At 60.5% G+C, this 22,096-nt stretch carries 21 protein-coding genes and 1 tRNA gene; 13 read left to right on the top strand and 9 right to left on the bottom strand.

The window, feature by feature from the left end; all coding sequences use genetic code 11:
• Positions 1-22: 22 nt before the first annotated feature.
• From J3P86_RS09715 to J3P86_RS09705, 3 genes are all read right to left on the bottom strand, one after another.
• Positions 23-922 carry a glycine betaine ABC transporter substrate-binding protein gene (locus J3P86_RS09715; RefSeq protein WP_434569055.1) on the bottom strand — a complete coding sequence of 300 codons (900 nt, stop codon included), beginning with the start codon at positions 920-922 and terminating at the stop codon, positions 23-25.
• A 229-nt stretch (positions 923-1,151) separates the two neighbouring features.
• The gene (locus J3P86_RS09710) at positions 1,152-2,087 is read right to left on the bottom strand and encodes an electron transfer flavoprotein subunit alpha/FixB family protein (RefSeq protein ID WP_434624755.1); all 936 of its coding nucleotides are present in this window, start codon (positions 2,085-2,087) and stop codon (positions 1,152-1,154) included.
• Positions 2,087-2,836, bottom strand: a complete 750-nt coding sequence (locus tag J3P86_RS09705) for an electron transfer flavoprotein subunit beta/FixA family protein (protein ID WP_434624757.1) — start codon at positions 2,834-2,836, stop codon at positions 2,087-2,089. Before J3P86_RS09705 ends, J3P86_RS09710 begins: the two co-directional genes overlap by 1 nt.
• 209 nt (positions 2,837-3,045) lie before the next feature.
• On the opposite strand from J3P86_RS09705, the gene J3P86_RS09700 reads away from it, so the two are divergent.
• Entirely contained in the window at positions 3,046-5,082 is a 2,037-nt protein-coding gene (locus tag J3P86_RS09700) for an FAD-dependent oxidoreductase (RefSeq protein ID WP_434700072.1), read from the top strand.
• Between the two features lie 967 nt (positions 5,083-6,049).
• Here the strand turns inward: J3P86_RS09700 and J3P86_RS09695 are convergent.
• Both J3P86_RS09695 and J3P86_RS09690 read right to left on the bottom strand, forming a co-directional pair.
• Positions 6,050-6,835 (bottom strand): pyrroline-5-carboxylate reductase family protein, encoded by a 786-nt coding sequence (locus J3P86_RS09695; protein WP_434624761.1) that lies wholly within the window; start codon positions 6,833-6,835, stop codon positions 6,050-6,052.
• On the bottom strand, positions 6,832-7,533 hold the full coding sequence (locus tag J3P86_RS09690; RefSeq protein ID WP_305495603.1) for a TetR/AcrR family transcriptional regulator: 702 nt from the start codon (positions 7,531-7,533) through the stop codon (positions 6,832-6,834). Before J3P86_RS09690 ends, J3P86_RS09695 begins: the two co-directional genes overlap by 4 nt.
• Positions 7,534-7,754: 221 nt before the next feature.
• Here J3P86_RS09690 and choW point away from each other — a divergent pair, with 221 nt between their 5' ends.
• From choW to J3P86_RS09660, 6 genes are all read left to right on the top strand, one after another.
• Positions 7,755-8,603, top strand: coding sequence for a choline ABC transporter permease subunit (gene choW / locus J3P86_RS09685; RefSeq protein WP_434700070.1), 849 nt, complete (start codon positions 7,755-7,757; stop codon positions 8,601-8,603).
• A complete protein-coding gene (gene choV / locus J3P86_RS09680) occupies positions 8,600-9,823 on the top strand; it encodes a choline ABC transporter ATP-binding protein (RefSeq protein WP_434700069.1) in 1,224 nt (407 codons plus the stop codon). The genes choW and choV overlap by 4 nt, the downstream gene beginning before the upstream one ends.
• Before the next feature lie 75 nt (positions 9,824-9,898).
• The gene (locus J3P86_RS09675; protein ID WP_434624767.1) at positions 9,899-11,152 is read left to right on the top strand and encodes an aromatic ring-hydroxylating oxygenase subunit alpha; all 1,254 of its coding nucleotides are present in this window, start codon (positions 9,899-9,901) and stop codon (positions 11,150-11,152) included.
• Positions 11,153-11,161: 9 nt separating this feature from the next.
• On the top strand, positions 11,162-12,280 hold the full coding sequence (locus J3P86_RS09670) for an FAD-binding oxidoreductase (protein ID WP_434700068.1): 1,119 nt from the start codon (positions 11,162-11,164) through the stop codon (positions 12,278-12,280).
• An 88-nt stretch (positions 12,281-12,368) separates the two neighbouring features.
• Positions 12,369-13,283 carry a LysR substrate-binding domain-containing protein gene (locus J3P86_RS09665; protein ID WP_434700067.1) on the top strand — a complete coding sequence of 305 codons (915 nt, stop codon included), beginning with the start codon at positions 12,369-12,371 and terminating at the stop codon, positions 13,281-13,283.
• 117 nt (positions 13,284-13,400) lie between these two features.
• On the top strand, positions 13,401-13,664 hold the full coding sequence (locus J3P86_RS09660) for a hypothetical protein (RefSeq protein WP_305495615.1): 264 nt from the start codon (positions 13,401-13,403) through the stop codon (positions 13,662-13,664).
• Positions 13,665-13,867: 203 nt separating this feature from the next.
• On the opposite strand, the gene J3P86_RS09655 is transcribed toward J3P86_RS09660, so the two are convergent.
• Entirely contained in the window at positions 13,868-14,449 is a 582-nt protein-coding gene (locus tag J3P86_RS09655) for a TetR/AcrR family transcriptional regulator (RefSeq protein ID WP_434700616.1), read from the bottom strand.
• Between the two features lie 194 nt (positions 14,450-14,643).
• On the opposite strand from J3P86_RS09655, the gene J3P86_RS09650 reads away from it, so the two are divergent.
• The 6 genes from J3P86_RS09650 to J3P86_RS09625 all read left to right on the top strand — a co-directional run bounded on the left by J3P86_RS09650 (position 14,644) and on the right by J3P86_RS09625 (position 21,007).
• Positions 14,644-15,426 carry an SDR family NAD(P)-dependent oxidoreductase gene (locus tag J3P86_RS09650; RefSeq protein WP_434700065.1) on the top strand — a complete coding sequence of 261 codons (783 nt, stop codon included), beginning with the start codon at positions 14,644-14,646 and terminating at the stop codon, positions 15,424-15,426.
• A 216-nt stretch (positions 15,427-15,642) separates the two neighbouring features.
• Positions 15,643-16,251, top strand: a complete 609-nt coding sequence (locus tag J3P86_RS09645) for a LysE family translocator (protein ID WP_434700063.1) — start codon at positions 15,643-15,645, stop codon at positions 16,249-16,251.
• A gap of 67 nt (positions 16,252-16,318) precedes the next feature.
• The gene (locus J3P86_RS09640) at positions 16,319-18,337 is read left to right on the top strand and encodes a DKNYY domain-containing protein (RefSeq protein ID WP_434700062.1); all 2,019 of its coding nucleotides are present in this window, start codon (positions 16,319-16,321) and stop codon (positions 18,335-18,337) included.
• A gap of 69 nt (positions 18,338-18,406) precedes the next feature.
• Entirely contained in the window at positions 18,407-19,318 is a 912-nt protein-coding gene (gene gcvA, locus J3P86_RS09635; RefSeq protein ID WP_305495621.1) for a transcriptional regulator GcvA, read from the top strand.
• Positions 19,319-19,386: 68 nt separating this feature from the next.
• A complete protein-coding gene (locus J3P86_RS09630) occupies positions 19,387-20,214 on the top strand; it encodes an EamA family transporter (protein ID WP_434652873.1) in 828 nt (275 codons plus the stop codon).
• Between the two features lie 31 nt (positions 20,215-20,245).
• Positions 20,246-21,007 carry an SDR family oxidoreductase gene (locus J3P86_RS09625; RefSeq protein WP_434624780.1) on the top strand — a complete coding sequence of 254 codons (762 nt, stop codon included), beginning with the start codon at positions 20,246-20,248 and terminating at the stop codon, positions 21,005-21,007.
• 279 nt (positions 21,008-21,286) lie between these two features.
• On the opposite strand, the gene J3P86_RS09620 is transcribed toward J3P86_RS09625, so the two are convergent.
• The 3 genes from J3P86_RS09620 to ihfA form a co-directional block, all read right to left on the bottom strand.
• Positions 21,287-21,363 (bottom strand) — tRNA-Pro (locus J3P86_RS09620).
• Between the two features lie 90 nt (positions 21,364-21,453).
• Complete coding sequence (locus tag J3P86_RS09615; RefSeq protein ID WP_003179985.1) at positions 21,454-21,810, bottom strand: MerR family transcriptional regulator; 357 nt, start codon at positions 21,808-21,810, stop codon at positions 21,454-21,456.
• Positions 21,791-22,093, bottom strand: coding sequence for an integration host factor subunit alpha (gene ihfA / locus J3P86_RS09610; protein ID WP_002553164.1), 303 nt, complete (start codon positions 22,091-22,093; stop codon positions 21,791-21,793). Before ihfA ends, J3P86_RS09615 begins: the two co-directional genes overlap by 20 nt.
• Positions 22,094-22,096: the final 3 nt, after the last annotated feature.

Genomic DNA, 22,096 nt, shown 5'->3' with positions numbered 1-22,096 from the left:
AACCATCATGGAACAGCGGTGATTACGGGGCTGGCGTAGCGGAAGCAGTCTGGCTGCCGAACATCGCTTCGAAGCGCGGTTTGTTCGCCGCGTAGTACTCGGCAACCACCTTGTCCGCAGTGCTTTCGCGGGCATCCGCCATCAACTTCTCAAGGTCCGCTTTCGGGATCTTGAAGTTGGCGAAGAAGCGCGCCACGTCCGGATGTTCGGCGCTGAAACCTTTGCGGGCAATCGCGTGGATCTGCTCGGCGCCACCGAATATCTGCTTTGGATCATCCAGGTAACGCAGCGGCCATTTGGCGAACATCCAGTGGGGGCTCCAGGCGTTGACCAACGACCACTTGTCCCGTTTGATGTTGCGATCCAGTTCACTCAGCATGCCGGACTCTGAAGACGCAACCATCTTGTAGCCGTCGAGCTTGTATTCCTTGATGGCTTTTTCCGTCAGCTTGTACTGACCATTGCCCACTTCCGAGGTGAGAATCTTGCCGCCGAGCTTCTCCCGCACTTCGGGTTTGTTGAGGTCTTCGACACTGGCAATCTCACTGGTAGGAATCGAGGTGGGCACCGCCATGCCGATCCGGCCTTCATACAGGACGCCGAGGTCTTCGAGCTTGTCCTTGTACTTGTCATAGAAGGACTTGTGGGTGCTCGGCAGCCAGACCATCGGAATCAAATCGATATTGCCGTTGGCCAGTGCCTGGAACTGGATGCCGATGTCGGCCAGTACCAGCTTGACCGGTTGCTTGAGATGATCCTGCAACGCGGTATTCGCCAGCTTCACGGCGATTTCCGTATCCGACCAGTTCACCCAGCCGATACGAATGGGCGCGGGTTCCTCGGCTTGAGCGATCAGGCTGCCGCAGGCCAATGCAAGGCCGGCAAACCAGCCGATAAAAGTTTTACGGGGTAAGGTCATCATGTGCATCTCCGCAGACTGTATTAATAGTTATTGGCAGGGCAGCAGAAGCATTCATTTCCCATCGCGACCGCGCACGGCCATGGGCAAGTTCTAATTATGAAATCACGGCTATTGAGTGTGGCTTACCCTCCTCCGCCCGTTGGCGGGCTGATTCTTTCAAGGTTGTCGATAAACCCGTGGCGAGGGAGCTTGCTCCCTCGCCACGGGTTCGTCGTTTTACGTCTTGAATTCACAATGCCCTTTCGAGTGCCGGCAACGCCTCGAACAAATCCGCCACCAACAGGTAATCCGCCACCTGGGCAATCGGTGCCTCGGCGTCCTGGTTGATCGCGACGATGACCTTTGAACCGCTCATGCCCGCCAGATGTTGAATGGCGCCACTGATGCCTGCGGCAATATAAAGCTCCGGCGCGACGATCTTGCCCGTCTGCCCGACCTGCAAATCGTTGGGCGCGAATCCCGAATCAACAGCAGCGCGGGAGGCCCCCACGGCACCGCCGAGCTTGTCGGCCACTCGCTCGATCAGGGCGAAGTTCTCTTTGCTCTGCATCCCGCGGCCACCGGAAACGACGACGCGGGCGCTCGACAGATCGGGCCGTTCGCTGGCCGTCAGTTGTTCGCTCACCAAACGCACGTTGCTGGCGCTTTGTCCGCCGTCCACTGCAACCACTTCGCAGGGTTTGTCATGGGATAACGCTGGGGCGAATGCCGAAGCGCGCACCGTGAGCAACTTGATCGGATCCAGTGACTGCAGCGTGGCGATGGCATTGCCGGCATAAACAGGCCGCTGGAAAGTGTCCGCCGAGACGATGTGGGTAACGTCCGAAAGCATGCCCACATCCAGGCTCGCCGCGACCCGTGGCAGCAGATTGCGGCCCATGCTGCTGGCATCGGCAACGACGTGTGTATACCCCTCGGCCACCAGCGACGTGATCAGCGGCTGGACGTTTTCAGCCAGGGCATTTTCGAATACCTCCGCCTGTGCGAGCAGCACCCGGTCCAGGCCTTGGGCCAGCGCTGCCTGTTGCGCCACGGCCGAGGCGTCCGTCCCGCCCATCACCAGCAAATCCGTTTCAGCACCCAACGCCACGGCAGCGCCCACGGCGCTCCAGGTGCCTGCCGTCAGTTGACCGACACTGTGCTCGGCGATCACCAATGTGCGCATCAAATCACCCCCGCAACGGTTTTCAGTTTATCCACCAACTCGGTCACCGAAGCGACCGTGATGCCTGCTTTGCGTACCGGTGGAGGGACAACACCGAGCAATCGAGCGTGTTGCTTCACGCTCGCGCCCAAGCTGTCGGCGGCGATGGTTTCCAAGGGCTTTTTCTTGGCTTTCATGATGTTCGGCAACGAGGCGTAGCGCGGTTGATTCAGGCGCAGATCGCAAGTCACCACGGCCGGCGTCGACAGCGCGACCACCTGGCTGCCCCCATCGACCTCACGCTCGACGAGCCATTGCCCGTCGACATGATTGACTGCCGAGGCGTAAGTGGCCTGACCGCTGCCGATCAATTGCGCGACCATTTGCCCGACCTGATTGTTTTCCTGGTCGATCGCCTGCTTGCCGAACAGGATCAGTTGCGGTTGTTCCTGATCAATCACTTTGCTCAGGTACTTGGCGACGTTGAGCGGCTCGAGAATCGCGCTGGTCTCGACCAGAAGTGCGCGGTCCGCACCGAGTGCCAACGCCGTGCGCAGTTGTTCCTGGGCGGCCGATGTGCCCACCGAGACCACCACCACTTCGGTTGCCAGCCCTTTTTCCTTGAGGCGAATCGCCTCTTCAACCGCGATCTCGCAGAACGGATTCAAGGCCATTTTCACGCCGTTGAGCTCAACGTCTGAACCGTCAGCCTTCACCCGGACTTTCACATTCGGGTCGATGGCGCGCTTTATCGCAACGAGCACTTTCATGGTCTTTGCACAGCCCCCTTGCACTTGGATCGATGCGCGATGACCGGCGCGCATACGCCGGATCACCCCTGTTTCGACTGGATGGTAATCCTGGTTATTCCCCCGCGCAAGAAAAATGTACACCTGTGTCTCAATCGTTGACACACATGAACATTGCACATACCGTTATGTCAAAACCAAGCCTGATGTTCTGTTCCCGGAGCAACACCATGTCCAGCGATCCTCTGCTGCAGCCCTACAAGATCAAGCATCTGACCCTCAAGAATCGGATCATGACCACCTCCCACGAACCCGCGTATCCCGTGGATGGCATGCCGAAGGATTTGTACCGCGCCTATCACGTCGAACGGGCGAAGGCCGGCGTTGCGTTGACCATGACCGCAGGCTCCGCTGCGGTTTCACGGGACAGCCCGCCGGTGTTCAACAACGTGCTGGCGTACAAGGACGAGGTGGTCAAATGGATGAAGGACCTGACCGACGAATGCCACGAACACGGCGCCGCGGTGATGATTCAACTGACCCACCTGGGGCGGCGCACGCGCTGGGACAAGGCTGACTGGCTACCGGTCGTCTCGCCGTCCCATCGCCGCGAAGCGTCCCACCGGGCGTTCCCGAAAAAGATGGAAGACTGGGACATCGACCGGATCGTCAAGGACTACGTGGACGCCGCCGAACGCATGAAGGCCGCCGGTCTCGACGGTTTGGAACTGCAGGCCTACGGGCACCTCATGGATCAATTCTGGTCGCCACTGACCAACGATCTCGACGGCCCCTACGGTGGTTCGCTGGAAAACCGCATGCGCTTCACCTTCGATGTGTTGCGCGGCATCCGCCAGCGCTGCGGTGAGGACTTCCTGCTGGGGGTGCGCTACACCGGCGATGAAGACCTGCCCGGCGGCTTTGGCGCCAGCGATGGCCTGCAGATTTCCCACATGCTCAAGGACAGCGGGCTGGTAGATTTCCTCAACGTCGTGCGCGGGCACATCGATACCGATGCCGGCCTCACCGACGTGATCCCGATCCAAGGCATGCGCAACTCGCCGCATCTGGATTTTGCTGGCGAGATCCGCTCCGCCACCGGTTTCCCGACCTTTCATGCAGCGAAGATCCCGGACGTCGCCACGGCGCGACACGCCATCGCCTCGGGCAAGGTGGACATGATCGGCATGACCCGCGCGCACATGACCGACCCGCATATCGTGCGCAAGATCATCGAAAAACGTGAAGAAGAGATCCGCCCTTGCGTTGGCGCCAACTATTGCCTGGACCGCATCTATCAGGGCGGCGCCGCGTATTGCATCCACAACGCCGCCACCGGGCGCGAAACCACCATGCCCCACGAAATCCCCAAGGCGCCGCTCAAGCGCAAGGTGGTGGTAATCGGCACCGGCCCGGCGGGCCTGGAGGCGGCACGGGTGGCCGGCGAGCGCGGCCATGCAGTCACCGTGTTCGAAGTGGCCGACCAGCCAGGCGGGCAGATCCGCTTGACCGCGCAGAGCGAGCGCCGCCGCGAGATGATCAGCATCATCGACTGGCGCATGGCGCAATGTGAACGCCTTGGCGTGAAGTTCCAGTTCAACACCTGGGCCGAAGCCGAGACGGTGATGGCCGAAGAACCGGACGTGGTAATCGTCGCCACGGGCGGCCTGCCCCACACCGAGGTGCTCAAGCAAGGCAACGAACTGGTGGTGTCGACCTGGGACATCGTTTCCGGCGATATCAAGCCCGGCCAGAACGTGCTGATCTTCGACGACGCCGGCGACCACGCGGCGCTACAGGCGGCCGAGATCATCGCCAGCAGCGGCGCGAAACTGGAAATCGTCACGCCCGACCGGTCGTTCGCACCGGAGGTGATGGCGATGAACCTGGTGCCTTACATGCGCAGCCTGCAAGACCTGAACGTCACCTTCACCGTCACCTATCGGGTCGATTCCGTGGAAAAACGCGACGGTCAACTGGTTGCGCACTTCGGCAGCGACTACGGCCAGGTGCACAAGCAGCGTGTGGTCGATCAGGTGGTGGTCAACCACGGCACCCTGCCCCTGGACGATTTGTACTTTGAGTTGCGGCCGTATTCGAGCAACAACGGCGCGGTCGAGCAGCACAACCTGATCGCCGGGAAAACCCAGAATATCGTGACCAACCCCGGAGGCCGCTTCCAGCTGTTCCGGATCGGCGACGCGGTGTCGGCGCGCAATACCCATGCGGCCATCTACGATGCGCTGCGGTTGGTCAAGGACATCTGAAGCGCGACCGGAGAAGGACACAGCAATTGTGTCGATAAATGAAGATCCAAATGTGGGAGCGAGCCTGCTCGCGAAGGCGGTGGTTCAGTGAAAGGGATGCTGGACTGGCCGACGCCATCGCGAGCAAGCTCGCTCCCACAGGGTTCTGTGTTGCACGGCAATCTTGTGATTAATAAAGATCCAAATGTGGGAGCGAGCTTGCTCGCGATAGCGGTGGTTCAGTGACAAGGATGCTGGATGGCGGACGCTTTCGCGAGCAGGCTCGCTCCCACAGGGTTCTGTGTTGCACAGTAATCTTGTGATTGATAAAGATCCAAATGTGGGAGCGAGCCTGCTCGCGAAGGCGGTGGTTCAGTGAAAGGGATGCTGGACTGGCGGACGCCATCGCGAGCAAGCTCGCTCCCACAGGGTTCTGTGTTGCACGGCAATCTTGTGATTGATAAAGATCCAAATGTGGGAGCGAGCCTGCTCGCGAAGGCGGTGGTTCAGTGACAGGGATGCTGGACTGGCGGACGCCATCGCGAGCAAGCTCGCTCCCACTGGGTTCTGTGTTGCACGGCAATCTTGTGATTGATAAAGATCCAAATGTGGGAGCGAGCTTGCTCGCGATAGCGGTGGTTCAGTGACAAGGATGCTGGATGGCGGACGCTTTCGCGAGCAGGCTCGCTCCCACAGGGTTCTGTGTTGCACGGCAATCTTGTGATTGATAAAGACCCAAATGTGGGAGCGAGCTTGCTCGCGATAGCGGTGGTTCAGTGACAAGGATGCTGGATGGCGGACGCTTTCGCGAGCAGGCTCGCTCCCACAGGGTTCTGTGTTGCACAGTAATCTTGTGATTGATAAAGATCCAAATGTGGGAGCGAGCCTGCTCGCGAAGGCGGTGGTTCAGTGAAAGGGATGCTGGACTGGCGGACGCCATCGCGAGCAAGCTCGCTCCCACAGGTCTCCCACAGGTCTGATCAGTGAATCAGGCTTGCAGGCCCTGGCGGGCGACCGTGGCGCCGGCTTGCAATGCCTTCCCCACCTGCTCCTCGAAATGTCCCTCGGTCATCGCCTGGAGGGCGGCGGCGGTCACGCCGCGGTAGGCGACCAGGGCGTCGATCATCTGCCCGGCGTCATGGCTGGCCAGTAACTGGCTGCTGTGGACCACGACATTCTTCGCCGCAAGCTGTGCAATCTCGGCGGGGATGCCGGCCTCCATCGCCTGATTGGCCAGGGCTGTCATGAGCAAGGCGGGAAAGGCCGGGCCGGTGCCGGAAAGCGCGGAAAGGTAATCAATGAAGTCTTCCTGCTCAACCTCGGCGGCAGTACCGACGCATCCGAACAAGCGCTGGACGAAGCTCTTCGTCGCCGCATCCACCACGCCGAAGCAATACCAAGGTGTAAACGACTGCCCGATCTCCACCGCCGCATTGGGCATCGCCCGCAGCACTCTCGAAGCCGAGGTCCGGGCGGCAATGGCCTGCGCGGTGATCCCGGCCATCAATGAAATGACTGTCTTGCCAGAAGCGTTGAGGCTCAGGCCGGCGAACTGCTCAGGGCGCACCGCGATGATGATCACGTCGCTGCGGTCCACCAGCGCCTGGTTGTCCGTGACCAGACAAACGCCTTGTTGCGCCAAAGGATGGACACCCGAGCGATTGGAAATAACCAGGTTACCCGCCGGCAACAGCGCCTGCGCCAACACAGCCTTGGCAATCGCCCCGCCCAGCCAGCCCGTTCCGCCAATGATGCCCAGCGTCGGCGCGTTCATTTACCGGCCGTCTCTTCAAAGGTTTCCGTCAACGGCACAAAGATCCCTGGCTCTTTTTCGGCATAACCGAATTTACCGTAGAAACGATCCAGCTCGCGCTGCTTGGGTACTTTGCCGGTGAAAATGCTCACATAATGCGGGATGCGCTGGAAACGCACGGTGATCAGCTCGCTGGTGTTCATGGTGATGTAGCCAATCTGGGTCAGGTAAATCGTCCGGGCCCGTGCGTCGGCACCCTGGCTGTCATAACCAAAGCGCTTGAACATGCTCGCCAGGGCGCCCATTCGCTGCTCGTCGACGATGGCGACTTCCTGCGCCACTTCAGCGGACTGGAGCGCCCAGCTGCGCACGGCGAATTCGAATTGCGAATCGAACAATTGAGGATTGAGCCAGCATTCGAAGACATTCAGGATCGCCTCGGAAATGCTCTCGGCGTAGCTCTCGCTTTGCCGGATCAAGCCACCGGTGTTGGTCTCGCGCCAGCGCGACAGCAAGGCGGCGAGCAACTGCTCACGATCCTCGAAGAACCAATAGAAGCTGGTGCGTGACAATCCCAAACGCTTGGCCAGCGGCATGACCCTGACCGCATCGATGCCGGACTCCTTCAAGGCCTCGTAGGCCGCTTCCAGCCAGCCTTCGGGCGACCCTCGCCAGCCGGCGTCCTGGGCCTTGCCGCGCGCCTTTCCTACCTGGGGCATCTTGCATCCACCTTGTTGAACATACGTAACGCGAATGTACTCGGATGCCCGCCGAATGTACACCTGAGTACAGTTGCTCAACGCGACGCGACTTGTGCTTCCGAATCCCAGCAGGATTGATGACAAAAACTCATGAGCCGCTGACTTTAAATGGTTTGTCAGCACCGCACGCCCGGATGAGTATCTGCTCCAGGCAAACCAGAACAAAAACGAGCCGCCTTATGTGGACTGCACAAGAAAAACTCCCACTGGGTGAGTACATCGCCCGATACGTCGAATGGCTGACCCAAAATGGCGCCGATGTCTTCGACGCCATTTCGCTGTCGCTCTCCGAGGTCATTTCGGTCTTTACCAGCGCCCTCCTCTGGTTCAACCCGCTGGCCTTGATCGGGCTGCTGGCCCTCTTCGCTTATTACATTCAACGCAAGGTGAGCCTGACGCTCTTCGTCGCCCTGTCGTTCCTGTTGATCTTCAACCTGGGCTACTGGCAGGAAACCATGGAAACCCTGGCCCAGGTGACATTCGCCACGCTGGTGTGCGTCATCATCGGCGTGCCGCTGGGCATCGTCGCGGCGCATCGTCCCTGGTTCTACGCAACCCTGCGACCGGTGCTCGACCTGATGCAGACCGTCCCCACTTTCGTCTACCTGATCCCGACCTTGACGCTGTTCGGCCTCGGCGTGGTTCCGGGATTGATTTCCACGGTGGTCTTCGCCATTGCCGCGCCAATCCGCCTGACCTACCTGGGCGTGCGCGATGTGCCTCAAGAACTGATGGACGCCGGCAAAGCCTTCGGCTGCTCACGTCGCCAGCTGCTGGCACGCATCGAGCTGCCCCATGCCATGCCGAGCATCGCCGCCGGGATTACCCAATGCATCATGTTGTCGCTGTCGATGGTGGTCATCGCGGCGCTGGTCGGTGCGGATGGCCTGGGCAAACCCGTGGTCAACGCGCTGAATACCGCCGATATCGCCATGGGTTTCGAAGCAGGCCTGGCGATCGTGTTGTTGGCGATCATCCTCGACCGCATCTGCAAGCAGCGCGAAACCGTGAAAAGAGGTGACGCATGAGCACCATTCGTTTTGAAGACGTCGACGTCATCTTCGCCAGCCGCCCGAAGCCGGCGCTGGAGCTGCTCGACCAGGGTTTTTCGCGCCCGGAGATTCTGCAGCAAACCGGCCTGATCGTCGGCGTGGAGAAGGCCAATCTCGACATCAACAAAGGTGAAATCTGCGTGCTGATGGGCCTGTCCGGCTCCGGCAAATCGAGCCTGTTGCGCTGCATCAATGGCTTGAACACGGTGAGTCGCGGCAAGTTGTTCGTCGAGCACGAGGGCCGACAGATCGACATCGCCGCCTGCACCCCGGCCGAGCTGAAAATGATGCGCACCCGACGCATCGCCATGGTCTTCCAGAAATTCGCCCTGATGCCCTGGCTGACCGTGCGCGAGAACATCGGTTTCGGCCTCGAAATGCAAGGCCGCCCCGAGAAGGAGCGGCGCAAGCTGGTCGACGAAAAGCTTGAACTGGTGGGCTTGACCCAATGGCGCAACAAGAAGCCCGACGAGTTGTCCGGCGGCATGCAGCAGCGCGTCGGCCTGGCCCGCGCCCTGGCGATGGACGCCGATATCCTGCTGATGGACGAACCCTTCTCGGCCCTCGATCCGCTGATTCGCCAAGGCCTGCAGGACGAACTGCTCGACCTGCAGCGCAAGTTGCACAAGACCATCGTCTTCGTCAGCCATGACCTGGACGAAGCCCTCAAGCTGGGAACCCGGATCGCCATCATGAAAGACGGCAAGATCATCCAGTACAGCAAACCCGAGGAGATCGTGCTGAAGCCGGCCGACGACTACGTGCGCAATTTCGTCGCCCACACCAACCCACTGAATGTGCTCTGTGCGGGAAGCCTGATGACCCCGTTGGACCAGTGCATATCCGCACAGGGCGAATATTGCCTGGATACGGTGCAGAACCTCTGGGTTGCGCTGAACGCATCGAGAGGATTGGCCAGCGTGCGCCGCGGCGCTGCGGCCCAACCGCCGCAACACTGGAACCGCAACGAGGCCACCGCGCCCTTGCGCCGCCTGGTCACCTCGGTGCCGGCGGATACCGGCATGCGCGAGGCGCTGCGTATCCGCTACGAAACAGGACACCCATTGATCGTGCTCGATAAAGACCAGACCGTCGTCGGTGTACTGGGCGATACGGAACTGTACCGCGCGCTGCTCGGGCATGACCTGTCGCGCCCGGTTTTATCCGAGCCATTGTCAGAGCCTGCGGTGGCCTGAACAGACGAAACCCGTTTTCCCTGCAGCACTGCTTGTCCGCCAACCACCGATCATTTGCCTTGAGTGAGATCGACGATGAACCCAACCCTGAAAACCCATCGTGAACTGCTGGCCGACCGCACCCCGGGCCATGGCATGCCCGGCGGTCTGTTCGGCCGCGAGGATATTTTTGCAACCGACGTCGATGTGTTTTTTACCAAACACTGGATTCTGGTGGGGGTCACCAGCGACGTTGCCGAACCCGGCGATGTTTCGACGATCGATATCGGCAAATCCTCGATCATCCTGGTCCGCGATGATGACGAGCATGTGCAGGCGTTCCGCAATGTCTGCCGGCACCGTGGGGCGCGCTTGAAACAGGCCGGCAAATCGACGGTGGGCATGCTGGTCTGCCCCTATCACCAATGGACGTACGACCTGGATGGCAGCCTGAAACATGCCGCGCACATGGGCAAGGATTTCGACCCGGGGTGCAAGAGCCTGATCCCGGTCCACACCCGCGTGGTGGGTGCCCATGTATTCGTCTGCCTGAGTGACGAGCCGCCGGAAGACATCCTGTACCTCGACCAGGTCATGACCCCGCGTTTCGCTCAGTACGATCTCAGCCATTCGAAGATCGCCTACGAGTCGGAAATCATCGAAAACGGCAATTGGAAACTGGTGATCGAGAACAATCGCGAGTGTTATCACTGCGCCGCCACTCACCCCGAATTGACCGCGTCGTTCCTGCCGGAAGACTTCGGCTTCTGCACCGATGGCCTGGGCGAGGACTCGCTCCTGGCACTCAAGGAATACCACCAGCGCAACGCCGATACCAGGCAAGACTGGGAAAACCAAGGCTACCTCTGCGAGGCCGTCGAGCACCTGGGCGAGGACGCGGTGACTCAGTTCCGCACCCAGCGCCTGGCCATCGCCGGCAACGGCGAATCCCAGACCCTCGATACCCGCGTCGCCTGCACGCGCTTGTTTGGCGACCTCACCCGGCGCGATCTGGGCGACATGCACCTGTGGACCCACAACTCATGGACCCACATCATGAGCGACCATGCGGTGGTCTCCTACATCATCCCGCTGGCGCCCGACAAAACCCTGGTGCGGACCAAATGGCTGGTGCACGCCGATGCCATCGAGGGCGTGGACTACCAGGTGGATAAACTGATCGAGGTCTGGGCGGCGACCAATCTTCAAGACGCCAACCTGGTCGGCATCACCCACAGCGGCACCCAGGACCCGGCCTATTCACCCGGACCGTTCTCGGCGTTTACCGAAACCTATGTCGACCAGTTTTCTCGCTGGTACGCGGCGCGTCTGGCCGCCCATGGCGTGTGAGGGATGGACATGACGACCTACGAAAAGCTGACGCGGCCCCAACGTTTTACCGACCCGACGACCTGGACCGCTTATGGCTCGCAATGGCACAGCGGCGAGCAGAAAACCTTGTCATGTTGCGCCGTGCACCAGGAAACCCATGACGTAAAGACGTTCGTGTTCCAATGCGCGGACTTCAGTGCCTTGAGCTTCGAACCGGGGCAATTCATCACGCTGTCGCCGGTCATCGGTGGGCAAACCATCGCGCGCTGCTACACGCTGTCGTCCTCCCCCACGCGCCCGTTCACCTTTTCGATTACGGTCAAGCGCGTGCCGGGTGGCGTGGTCTCGAACTGGCTGCATGACCATCTCGAACCGGGAGACAACCTCAGGGCGTCCGGCCCGGCGGGCAGTTTCACACCGGTGGGTCATTCGGCGACAAAACTGCTGTATCTGTCGGCCGGTTCCGGCGTGACGCCCTTGATGTCGATGACTCGCGCCGCCTGCGACATGGCGGCCAATCTCGACATCGTGTTCCTGCACAGCGCCCGCACGCCGGCGGATATCATTTTCCATGACGAACTGACGCGAATGCAGGCCGATATGCCCGGCCTGCGGGTCATCGGCATTTGCGAAGGGCTCGGCGTTGCCAGCCAATGGCAGCAACCGATCGGTCGGCTCGACCTGCCTCTGTTGAGCCAGCAAGTACCGGACTACCACCAGCGGGAAATCTTCACCTGTGGCCCCCAGGGCTACATGGAAGCAGTCAAGGCGCTGCTCAGGGAAGCGGCGTTCGATTTTCGCCACTATCATCAGGAAAGCTTCGATATCGCGGTGCTGAATGAGGAACCGCTGATCGAGCAGGCCCCCTCACTCGACCAGCAACAGATGTTCACCGTCACCCTGTCGCGCTCTGGCAAGACCTTCAGCATGCCCGGCAACCAGACCGTGCTGAGCGCGGCAAAAAAAGCCGGGGCGATCGTGCCCTCCTCGTGCAGCCAGGGCATCTGTGGCACCTGCAAGACCGCCCTGCTGGAAGGCACGGTGGACATGAACCACAACGGCGGCATCCGGCAACGGGAGATCGACAAAGGCCTGCGCTTGCTCTGCTGCAGCAAGCCGACCTCCAATCTGATCATCGATCTCTAGCCGTCACGCCTGATCCGCTAGTCACTGCGCGCAGGCTTCTGCACAATCACCCTGCGCCTGACCCCAAACAAGACAGTGACCCAGCCCGATGAAACTGCAACCGTTGCCGCCGCTCAACAGCCTGGTGGCGTTCGAGGCCGCTGCTCGCCACCTGAGTTTCACCGTGGCGGCTCGTGAACTGAACGTCACCCAGGGCGCCATCAGCCGCCAGATACGCCTGCTCGAAGATTATCTGGGCACGGCACTGTTCATCCGCACGACCCGTGAAATCAACCTCACTTCTACAGGCAGCCAGTACCACGAAAGCATTCGCGACACTCTGCAGCAGATCGCCCGCGCCACGGCTGGCGTTCGGCATTGGCAAGGCGCCCAGCAAGTCACCGTGGTCACCAGTACGGCGATGGCATCCCTGTGGCTGCTCCCGCTTGTTTCGGAGTTTCAGCGCCAGCACGAAGAAATCGACCTGCGCATCATCGCCACCGACCAGGTCGAGGACTTTTCCCGACTCGATTGCGATCTGGCGCTGTATTACTGCAGCAAGCCGCCCAACAACATGAAAGTCTCCGCGCTGTTCAGCGAAGAGATTTTCCCGGTATGCAGCCCCACGTACCTGGCGCAGCACCCCGAGGCCGGCAGGCTCGACCAGCTCGGCGCCTGCACCTGGTTATGGCTGGAGGATCAGCATCGGGACTGGATCGGCTGGAAGGAATGGTTCCGACGCCTGGGCCACCAGGCGCCAGAGCCTCGTCGGCGGATCAACATCAACAGCTACTCGATGCTGATCCAGTCGGCGCTGGCAGGGCAAGGTGTGGCCCTGGCCTGGTCGAGGTTGCTCGGCGACCACTTGCAGACCGGCAACCTTGTCCGCCCGACCGCTAGCCTCTTGCGCACCGATGCGCAGTTTTGCCTGCTGGAACCCTTGGGGCGCGTGCCGAACCGGCAAAGTGTCAATCGCTTCCGCGAATGGCTGATGGCCTACCTTGCGCAGACGGAGGATGCCTGAGCCGTGGCGCGTCGAACCCAGGGGCGTTTATCAAGCCGCTTCAAAAACCGCAACCACGGCCGATAACCCTCACAAGAGCCCAGTGACTGGGTGGCTGGATTGCGGCGGGAACCGGTGATGACAGACATATATCTGCTGATAGCGAGCGGCACGGACCAGAGCGATGCGTACGTGCTGGGTTGGTTCGATGACAGGAACAAAGCCAGGGAAGTGGCCGAGCAGAAAGAATGGGAGGCTTATCGCGCCAGCCTGAAGGCGGAAAACCGTTGGTCAAGCCATAAACCGCTGGCGCCGGACAAGACCGAGTATCGGCGGTACTGGATCAAGACCGTGTCGAAGTTCGAATACGTTTCCGTCCCGAGGTCCCTGGCGGTTCACTGAAAGCCTGCGGCCGATCATTCGAAAATTTAACGAACCGCGCGCGCTCGCCAGGGGTCTAGAACACTAAGCCCATCTGAAGAGAGCGTCCTCATGTTGAAATTTCTTGGTGGTACCGTCGGGATCATTTTCCTGATCGGCCTGATCGTGGTCATTGCCTTGTTCAAGTTCATTTTCTGACCCGGACAGCGGTAGCACGTCCTGCGCTACCGCTGGTTTTTCATGGCTCCGGATGCTGGCAGGGACGCGAGGATCTGTGCTCGGCAGACCTCGAGTATTTCCCCAGCCAGCGGGGCATCGTCCGGGCACGCGCGCGAAAGCATGATCGCGCCGATAGCCTGGGCGAGCAGGCCAAGCATCTTCGCCCGGGCCCCCTCCTCCTGTGTCCCAAGCTTTTTTTCAAGCGAAGCCAGGGTGCTTTCGACGCCGCTGGCGAAAGTCGCCTTCAACTCGTCTGACTGACGCGCCGCATCCCCGCACAACGCCGCCATCGTGCAACCGTGCCCCCGCGCGTCGCGGTGTTCCCTGGATAGATACATTGCAAAAAATCCGGCTACATCAAGCTCGCCGGTGCTGGCCAGCGACTGCGACAGGCTGTTCGCGGAAGCCTCAGCCATCAGGTCGGCCTTCGAACCGAAATGTTTGTAGAAGCCGCCATGGGTAAAACCCGCAGCAGCCATCAGGTCCGCCACGCCTATTCCGTCAAAGCCGCGCTCGCGGAACAACACGGACGCCGTCTCGACGATGTGCTCGCGGTTTGCCTGTGCCTGGGCCTTGGTCACTCTCATTTGCGTATGCCTCGTGGCCGCTCGAATCAAGCCCTCATCATACATAGATGCCGAGCATAATCAAATTCGTTGACAGTTTAGATTTCGGTCATCATCCTATAACCAAGCGGTACTAAACTGACTGCCCGACGTTCGCTGAGCAGCACCGCAAATGAAGTGAGTGCACACTCCCAACCCTTCAAGAGACCGACACCATGACCACTCGCAAAACCGTCCTCATCACTGGCGCCTCCACCGGCATCGGCGCGGTCTATGCCAAGCGCTTCGCTCAACGCGGCCATGATCTGGTGCTGGTAGCCCGCGACAACGCGCGGCTGGAAGCGCTGGCAAGCGAACTGCGCAATGAACACAACGTCAGTGTCGATGTGCTCCAGGCCGACCTCACCCAAACCGGCGATCTGCACAAGGTCGAGGCCCGCCTGCGCGATGACGACAGCATCGGCATCCTGATCAACAACGCCGGCGCCGCCCAGTCCGGCAGTTTCATCGAACAGACCACCGACAGCGTCGCGCACCTCGTTGCGCTCAACACCACCGCGCTGGTTCGACTCGCCAGCGCCATCGCCCCGCGCCTGGCAAACGCTGGCGAAGGCGCAATCATCAACATCGGCTCCGTGGTCGGCCTGGCACCGGAATTTGGCATGTCGGTCTACGGCGCAACCAAGGCCTTTGTGCTGTTCCTCTCCCAAGGGCTCAGCCTCGAGCTTTCGCCCAAAGGCGTCTACGTCCAAGCCGTGCTGCCGGCAGCCACCCGTACCGAAATCTGGGAGCGCGCCGGCATCGACATCAATACGCTGAGTGAAATCATGGAAGTGAGCGACCTGGTGGATGCCGCGCTGGTCGGCTTCGATCGCCGCGAAGGCGTGACCATCCCGCCCTTGCAGGACGGCGCGCGCTGGGATGCGTTGCAGGCGGCGCGGCAGGGACTGCTGTCGCAGATCAAGCAATCGACGGTTGCCGAGCGCTACAAAGCCTGACGTTTCACCGCGAAAGTGCTCCGGTGCTGGGGGGTTCGTGGCTGCGTACGCGCGGGATGAGCGCAGTCGACTGTTCGCAATTCAGCTCGATTTCCACCCCGGCGTAGCGCTATCCTCTATTCGCTAATCGAATGGCTACGACGTGAATTATGCGCTTTCCATGATCGCTGTTCCTTCGCAGGATGCCAGTCAGAATCAACCCATCTGGATCGGATCATGCCGTTTGATACCTGGTTGCTCTATCTGGTTACTTGCTGCGGCATAGCGGTAGTGCCAGGTCCCAATGCCTTGTTGGCGCTGACCCACGGCGCCATTCACGGCAGCCGGAAAACGCTGTTCACCATCACCGGCGGCGTCCTCGGCTTTGCCGTCGTGCTGACGCTTTGCGCCCTGGGCCTGGGTGCGCTGATCCAGGCTTCAGTTACCTGGTTCACGGCGTTGAAAATCATCGGCGGGCTCTATCTGATCTGGCTGGGCTTCAATCTATGGCGATCGCCTCCCGTCAGTCTTGAGGCGCCCGCTACAGACAGCTTCCGTGGTTCGTCGCTGTTCCGCCAAGGGCTGGTATCGGCCATTTCCAATCCCAAGGCGCTGCTGCTGTTTACCGCATTCATTCCGCCGTTTCTGGATCCCCACCGGAACATCATCGCGCAGACGTTGGCCATCGCGCTGACTTACGCGGTTGTCGAGTTTATCGTCGAGTTCGGTGTAGCCAGCGCAGCGCACCGGGTCAGGCCCTGGCTGGCCCGAACCGGGCGCCGGTTCAATAAAGTCTGCGGCGGTTTTTTCGTACTTTTCGGGGTGAGCCTGCCGATTCATAACTGAACGGTGTGCTTCCGGCATGTAAAACCGTGATCATTGGCCAACCATCGAACGCTCAGGTCGCAACAACATGACAGACGTAGAGACGGCTATTGCTGAGTGGGAGCCGCTTGATCTCGAATGGCATCAGGGTTTCGCCTTCCTGGAAGGCGTGCTGCTGGGCGACGGGCAAGTGCCGGACGTGTACATCCTGCTCAACCCTGAAGGCGCACACCCCGACGCGATAGCGAAAGCTGCCAGTGACGGGCGTTATCCGCCTTCGCCTCTGGTTGCCGGCCAGCCGGTCTGGCGGCATCGACGCAACCCCTGGGTTTTGCGTGACGCCTTGCGCGACTATTACCTGCTTCCCGCCTACCCACAGCGCTACGGTTATCACGGGCTCCAGAGCCTGGCGTTTCGGTTCGACAAAGCCCTGGAAAACCTTGGCCACCAATATTGGCGCGATGCGTCCGGCGCCTATTGGTTCGGCGAATACGCAATCACCGAAATCCTTCAGGCAAAGCCCGACAGCCTGGCCCTGGTGGCATTGTCGCCAGCCTCGGTGACTGCAGCCTCTGCCCTGTTCAGCGACGGGGTGAGTATCTTTCTTCAAGGCAAATTCATCGCCAGCGCGACGGCGCGGGTGCGTTATTGCAATCACCCTTCCTATCGAGTGATTGACGGCCAGGTCTACAAGGGCTTCAACCCCCTGCATCAGAAGGACGGCACCCCATTGCCGATCAGCAATCCGGACGACTTCCGGATGCTCGCCGAACGCTGGGGAACCGATGGGCAGTCGATCATCGTGCAGGCGCAGCAAGGTTCGAGCATTGCCTATGAGTATTTCTATCGCATCGACAATGCCGACCTGGCGACCTTCACCGTGCTTAACGAACGTTACGCCAAGGACCAGCAACGCGCCTATTACCTGACCGGCAAGACCCTGCGCTACGTTGGCGATTTTCGGCTGCTGAAGAACTGCCACCCGGCGTTCGACGAGTGCGGCCGCGTGATTGGCAGCAGCGAAAGCGAGGATGAGTATTTCGCCGTGGACGACCTGTACGTCTACGCCGCCGGGACGCGCCTGCGTGACGCCCACGGCCCGAGTTTCCGCCACTTGGGGTTCGATTACTACCGTGATCAACATCACGTCTACAAACGTCAGAAACGCCTGGATGTCGACGTGGAAAGCTTCGTCGTGACCCAGCTCTGTGGCGATGACCTGGACTACTCGCCTGTGCTCGCAGGCGACAGGAATGGTCCGCTGGGTTCTGGCGGAATCATCGATGCGGCAATGCAACAGGCATGGGCGCCCTACTTCGAGGCTCATCCGCAATTGCAGGGTTACTGGTGGCATCGTTTGCAAGCGCCGCCTGAAGTTGCAGAAGCGCAAGCAGAAACGCCGCCGTTACAAGCCATCGGCCTCGGTTTCGAAGTCGGCCGCCAAGTGTATTTTCATGGCCGCGTTATCAATGGGCTGGACGCTGCAAGTTTCCAATTGCTCGACACACACCTGTGCGGCGATGCCCGGGGGCTTTATCTGATCCCGTTTCATAACGCCGAGACACAAGTGCCCGAACGGTTTTCCCAGGAGCCGGTTGAGCACTTCCGCTCACTCGGCGGGCCCTATCTCACCGACGGCAAAACCGTGTTCTGCCACCGGGTCTTCTACCATCCCCCTGAACCGATTCGTAAGGCTCAGGTAGGCAGTTTCGAGTCTTGCGGGCATGGTTGGGCCAAGGATCGGGACGCGGTTTATTACTACGGCGAGGCGAAAAAAAAGCTGCATCCTTGCGACACTCGCATTCTCGGTACCTATGCCGTTAGCCCCACGCTGATCTTCTCGGAAGGCAAGTGGCTGGATGTAGCTTTCGAGCCTGACGAAGTCCGCGTGCCGCATCCCGATTTCCTGCAATTGGGTACACGCAAACTGTTCTGCCATCGGCGGCCGCTGAGTGCCAAGCGTATCGACCTGGGCACCTTGGAATTCCTGACGGAGCGTCATGCCCGAGACAAGCACCGAATCTACCACTACGACGGCTATGCGAGCCTGACCGAGGTCGATGAAGCGCATTATCAGCAATCCCTTCGTGAGCCGTCCCATTCATAGCCGCCGGCGATGTTCTATCATGAGCCAGCGCTCATGACGCGCATCCTCAAATCGCCGGATATCCTTCACATGAGAGACCTGCCGCCGACCGCTACATTACGAGCCTTTGAAGTCGCCACCCGCCACGCGACCTTTACCGCAGCCGCGCAAGAGCTGCACGTCACCCAAAGCGCGGTCAGTCACCAGCTCAAGCACCTGGAGTCCCTTTGGGGATTGCAACTGTTCGAGCGTGGCAAGTCACTGCGCCTCACCGCCGCGGGGGCCACGCTGGCGCCCATCGTGCGCGAGTTCTTCATGAGCCTTGAAGCGACCCTGGGCGATCTACGCGAACAGAAAGGCAGGGTTCGACTCGAAGTCAGCACCACTTATTCCTTCGCGCTGAAGTGGCTGCTGCCCCGCTTGCCGAATCTCTCCCGCCTGCACCCGGAGTTATTGGTCTCGCTGGACACCACCGACAAGATCATCCACTTCTCCAGTGCCCAGGCCGACGTGGCAATCCGGCTCGGCAAGGGCAACTACCCCGGCCTGTATTCGGAATTTCTCTTCGGCGAGCAGGTTTTTCCGGTGGCCAGTCCTGACTTGCTGCAGCGCTTCGGGACGCCACGCAGCCCCGCCGAACTGTTGCACTACCCGTTGCTGACCCGGGATGGCGCCGAGCTGGTGCCGAAATGGGAGATGTGGTTCGAGAAGGTCGGCCTGGAATTCTTGCCACTCAAGGAAAGCGTCAGGTTCGGCGACACCAACATGACGGTCGAGGCAGCCCTGCTCGGCCAGGGCGTTGCCTTGGTGCGCAGCGGGCACGTTGAAAGCGAAATCAGCGATGGCCGCCTGGTGCGGCTGTTCGACGTGCCATTCCCGTCACCACTGGCCTACTATTTTGTCTGTCCCAAGGGCATCGAATCGCAGCCGCATATCGTCAGCTTCCGCCAATGGTTGATCGGCGAGGCGTCGACCGTCCAACGCGCTTATGAAAATGCATGAGGTTTTACTCATGAAACGATGAGGAGACTTCGCTGTAGTACAGGCATCTGCGCCGCCTAGAATGGCGCATGCCTATCCATATCATTTCACTGGTTCTTTTCGCCGCGCTCCTGCATGCCAGCTGGAACGCCTTGCTGCGCGGCGGTGCCGATCGGCTGTGGTCAATGACGATCATGTGCATCGCCATCGCCGTGACCTGCGTCGTCGCCGCAGCATTCATGGTCCCACCGGCTGCCGCCAGTTGGGGTTATGCGGTGCTTTCAGCCGTACTGCACGTCGGCTACAACCTGTTCCTGGTGCGCAGCTACCGGGTCGGCGACCTGGGACAGGTCTATCCGATTTCCCGTGGCTCATCACCGGCACTGATCGCCCTGGGCGCCGCCGTCTTCGCCGGAGAAAGCATCGCCCCCGGCGTCCTGCTGGGGATTGCGCTGGTGTCCGGCGGGATCATTTCCCTGGCCTTCAGGGGCCGCCAACTGTCGGTGCCCAGCCTGCCCTACGCGCTGGGCACCGGCTGTTTCATCGCCGCCTATAGCGTCGTCGACGGCATCGGTGCCAGGCTCTCCGGCGCGCCGCTCGCCTATACCGTCTGGATGTGCGCCTTGTGGGGCGTGATGATGCCGATGGTCTACATCGGCCTGCGCGACGCACGCAGCCTGTTCTCCGTCCGCCCCGGAATATTCAGCGCCGCGGCCGGCGGGCTGGTCTCCTTGCTGGCCTATGGAATAGTCATCTACGCCATGAACGAAGCGCCCCTGGGGGCGGTATCGGCATTGCGCGAAACCAGCGTGCTGTTTGCGGCGCTGATCGGCGCCATCTTCCTCGGCGAGACACTCACCGCCCGCCGGATCCTGGCGTGCGCAGTGATCGTCAGCGGCACCATCATCATCGGCTGACACAGCCGACTGCTCAGGAGGGCTATTCACCATGGTCAACGACTCGCAGGCACCGCTGATCCTGATAACCGGCGGAAGTCGCGGAGTGGGCGCCGCCACCGCGCGGCTGGCCGCCGCACAAGGCTACGACGTCGCGATCAGCTACGTTGCCAACGAGCCCGCGGCGCTGGCCGTGGTCGCGGATGTGGAGGCACTCGGACGTCGCGCGCTGGCCATGCGCGCCGACAGTGCCGACCCCGAACAGGTCGCCGATCTGTTCGCGGCCATCGACCGCTCGTTCGGGCGCATCGACGTCCTGGTCAATAACGCGGGGATACTGTCGGCTCAGTCACGCCTGGAAGACCTTGGCTTCGAGCGCATGCAGCGCATCTTCGCGGTCAACTCCATCGGCCCGATTCTCTGCGCCCAGCAGGCAGTGAAGCGCATGGCGTACCGGCATAACGGCCCGGGCGGCGCGATCATCAACGTCTCTTCGGCATCGGCACGCCTGGGCAGTCCCAACGAATATGTCGATTACGCGGCGTCAAAAGGCGCCTTGGAGACCTTCACCATCGGCCTCGCCAAAGAAGTGGCCCGGGAAGGCATACGCGTCAACTGCATTCGCCCCGGACACATCTACACCGAAATGCACGCCAGCGGCGGCGAGCCGGGGCGGGTTGATCGGGTGAAGGACTCGATCCCCATGGGTCGAGGAGGCCAACCGGAGGAAGTGGCACGGGCGATTCTGTGGCTGGCGGGTGGAGAGGCGTCGTTTGTGACGGGGACGTTTCTTGATGTGACTGGAGGGAAGTGAGTTTTGCGCGGGTGAAACGCTGAGGAGCCTAACGCTGTTCACCCAAGAGAAACGGCAGACCCGTGGCGAGGGAGCTTGCTCCCGCTCGACTGCGAAGCAGTCGTAAAACCAGCGGGTGCGGTGGGTCTGATGCTCCGCGCTCGGCAGATTTTGGGCGCGCTTCGCGGCCCAGCGAGAGTAAGCTCCCTCGCCACGTCTTTTGCAGGATTGAAGTCCCGCAAAACTCCCGCCCATGAAAAAGCCCAACTGGTTAGAGTTGGGCTAAGTCATTGAAAAATATGGTCGGGACGGAGTGATTCGAACACTCGACCCCTAGCACCCCATGCTAGTGCGCTACCGGACTGCGCTACGCCCCGACTAGGCGTGAATCTTGTTCCGTTTCTCAACGGAACGCTCAGGAATATATCGCAAGCTTTTGAAAACTGGAAGTATTTAAAAGCAGAAATTTATTTCTTGAGCACCACCAGTACATCTTCAAGCTCGGCGATCATCTGGCGGATCATCTGTTTGTACTGGGTTGTGTCGTCTTTGGCCTCATCACCGGAAAGGCGCAGGCGCGCGCCGCCGATGGTGAACCCCTGGTCGTACAGCAGCGCGCGGATCTGGCGGATCATCAGCACATCCTGGCGCTGATAATACCGGCGGTTTCCGCGGCGCTTGACCGGGTTGAGTTGAGGAAACTCCTGCTCCCAATAACGCAGCACGTGCGGTTTTACCGCACACAGCTCGCTGACTTCACCGATGGTGAAGTAGCGTTTGCCTGGGATGACGGGTAGCTCGTCGTTATGACTTGGTTCCAGCATAAGCCTCAACTCGGGCCTTCAACTTCTGCCCTGGACGAAAGGTGACCACACGGCGAGCCGTGATCGGGATTTCTTCTCCCGTTTTCGGATTGCGGCCAGGCCGCTGGCGTTTGTCCCGAAGGTCGAAATTGCCGAAACCGGACAATTTGACTTGTTCGTTGTCTTCGAGAGCGTGCCTGATTTCTTCGAAAAACAGTTCGACCAATTCTTTGGCCTCCCGTTTATTCAGGCCCAACTCCTCATACAGACGTTCCGCCATCTCAGCTTTCGTCAGAGCCCCCATACG

Source organism: Pseudomonas sp. D1-1, from assembly GCF_051132225.1.
GTDB lineage: Bacteria > Pseudomonadota > Gammaproteobacteria > Pseudomonadales > Pseudomonadaceae > Aquipseudomonas.
Note: the sequence above shows the minus strand (reverse complement) of the source record. Positions and strands in the feature narration are given on the sequence as shown.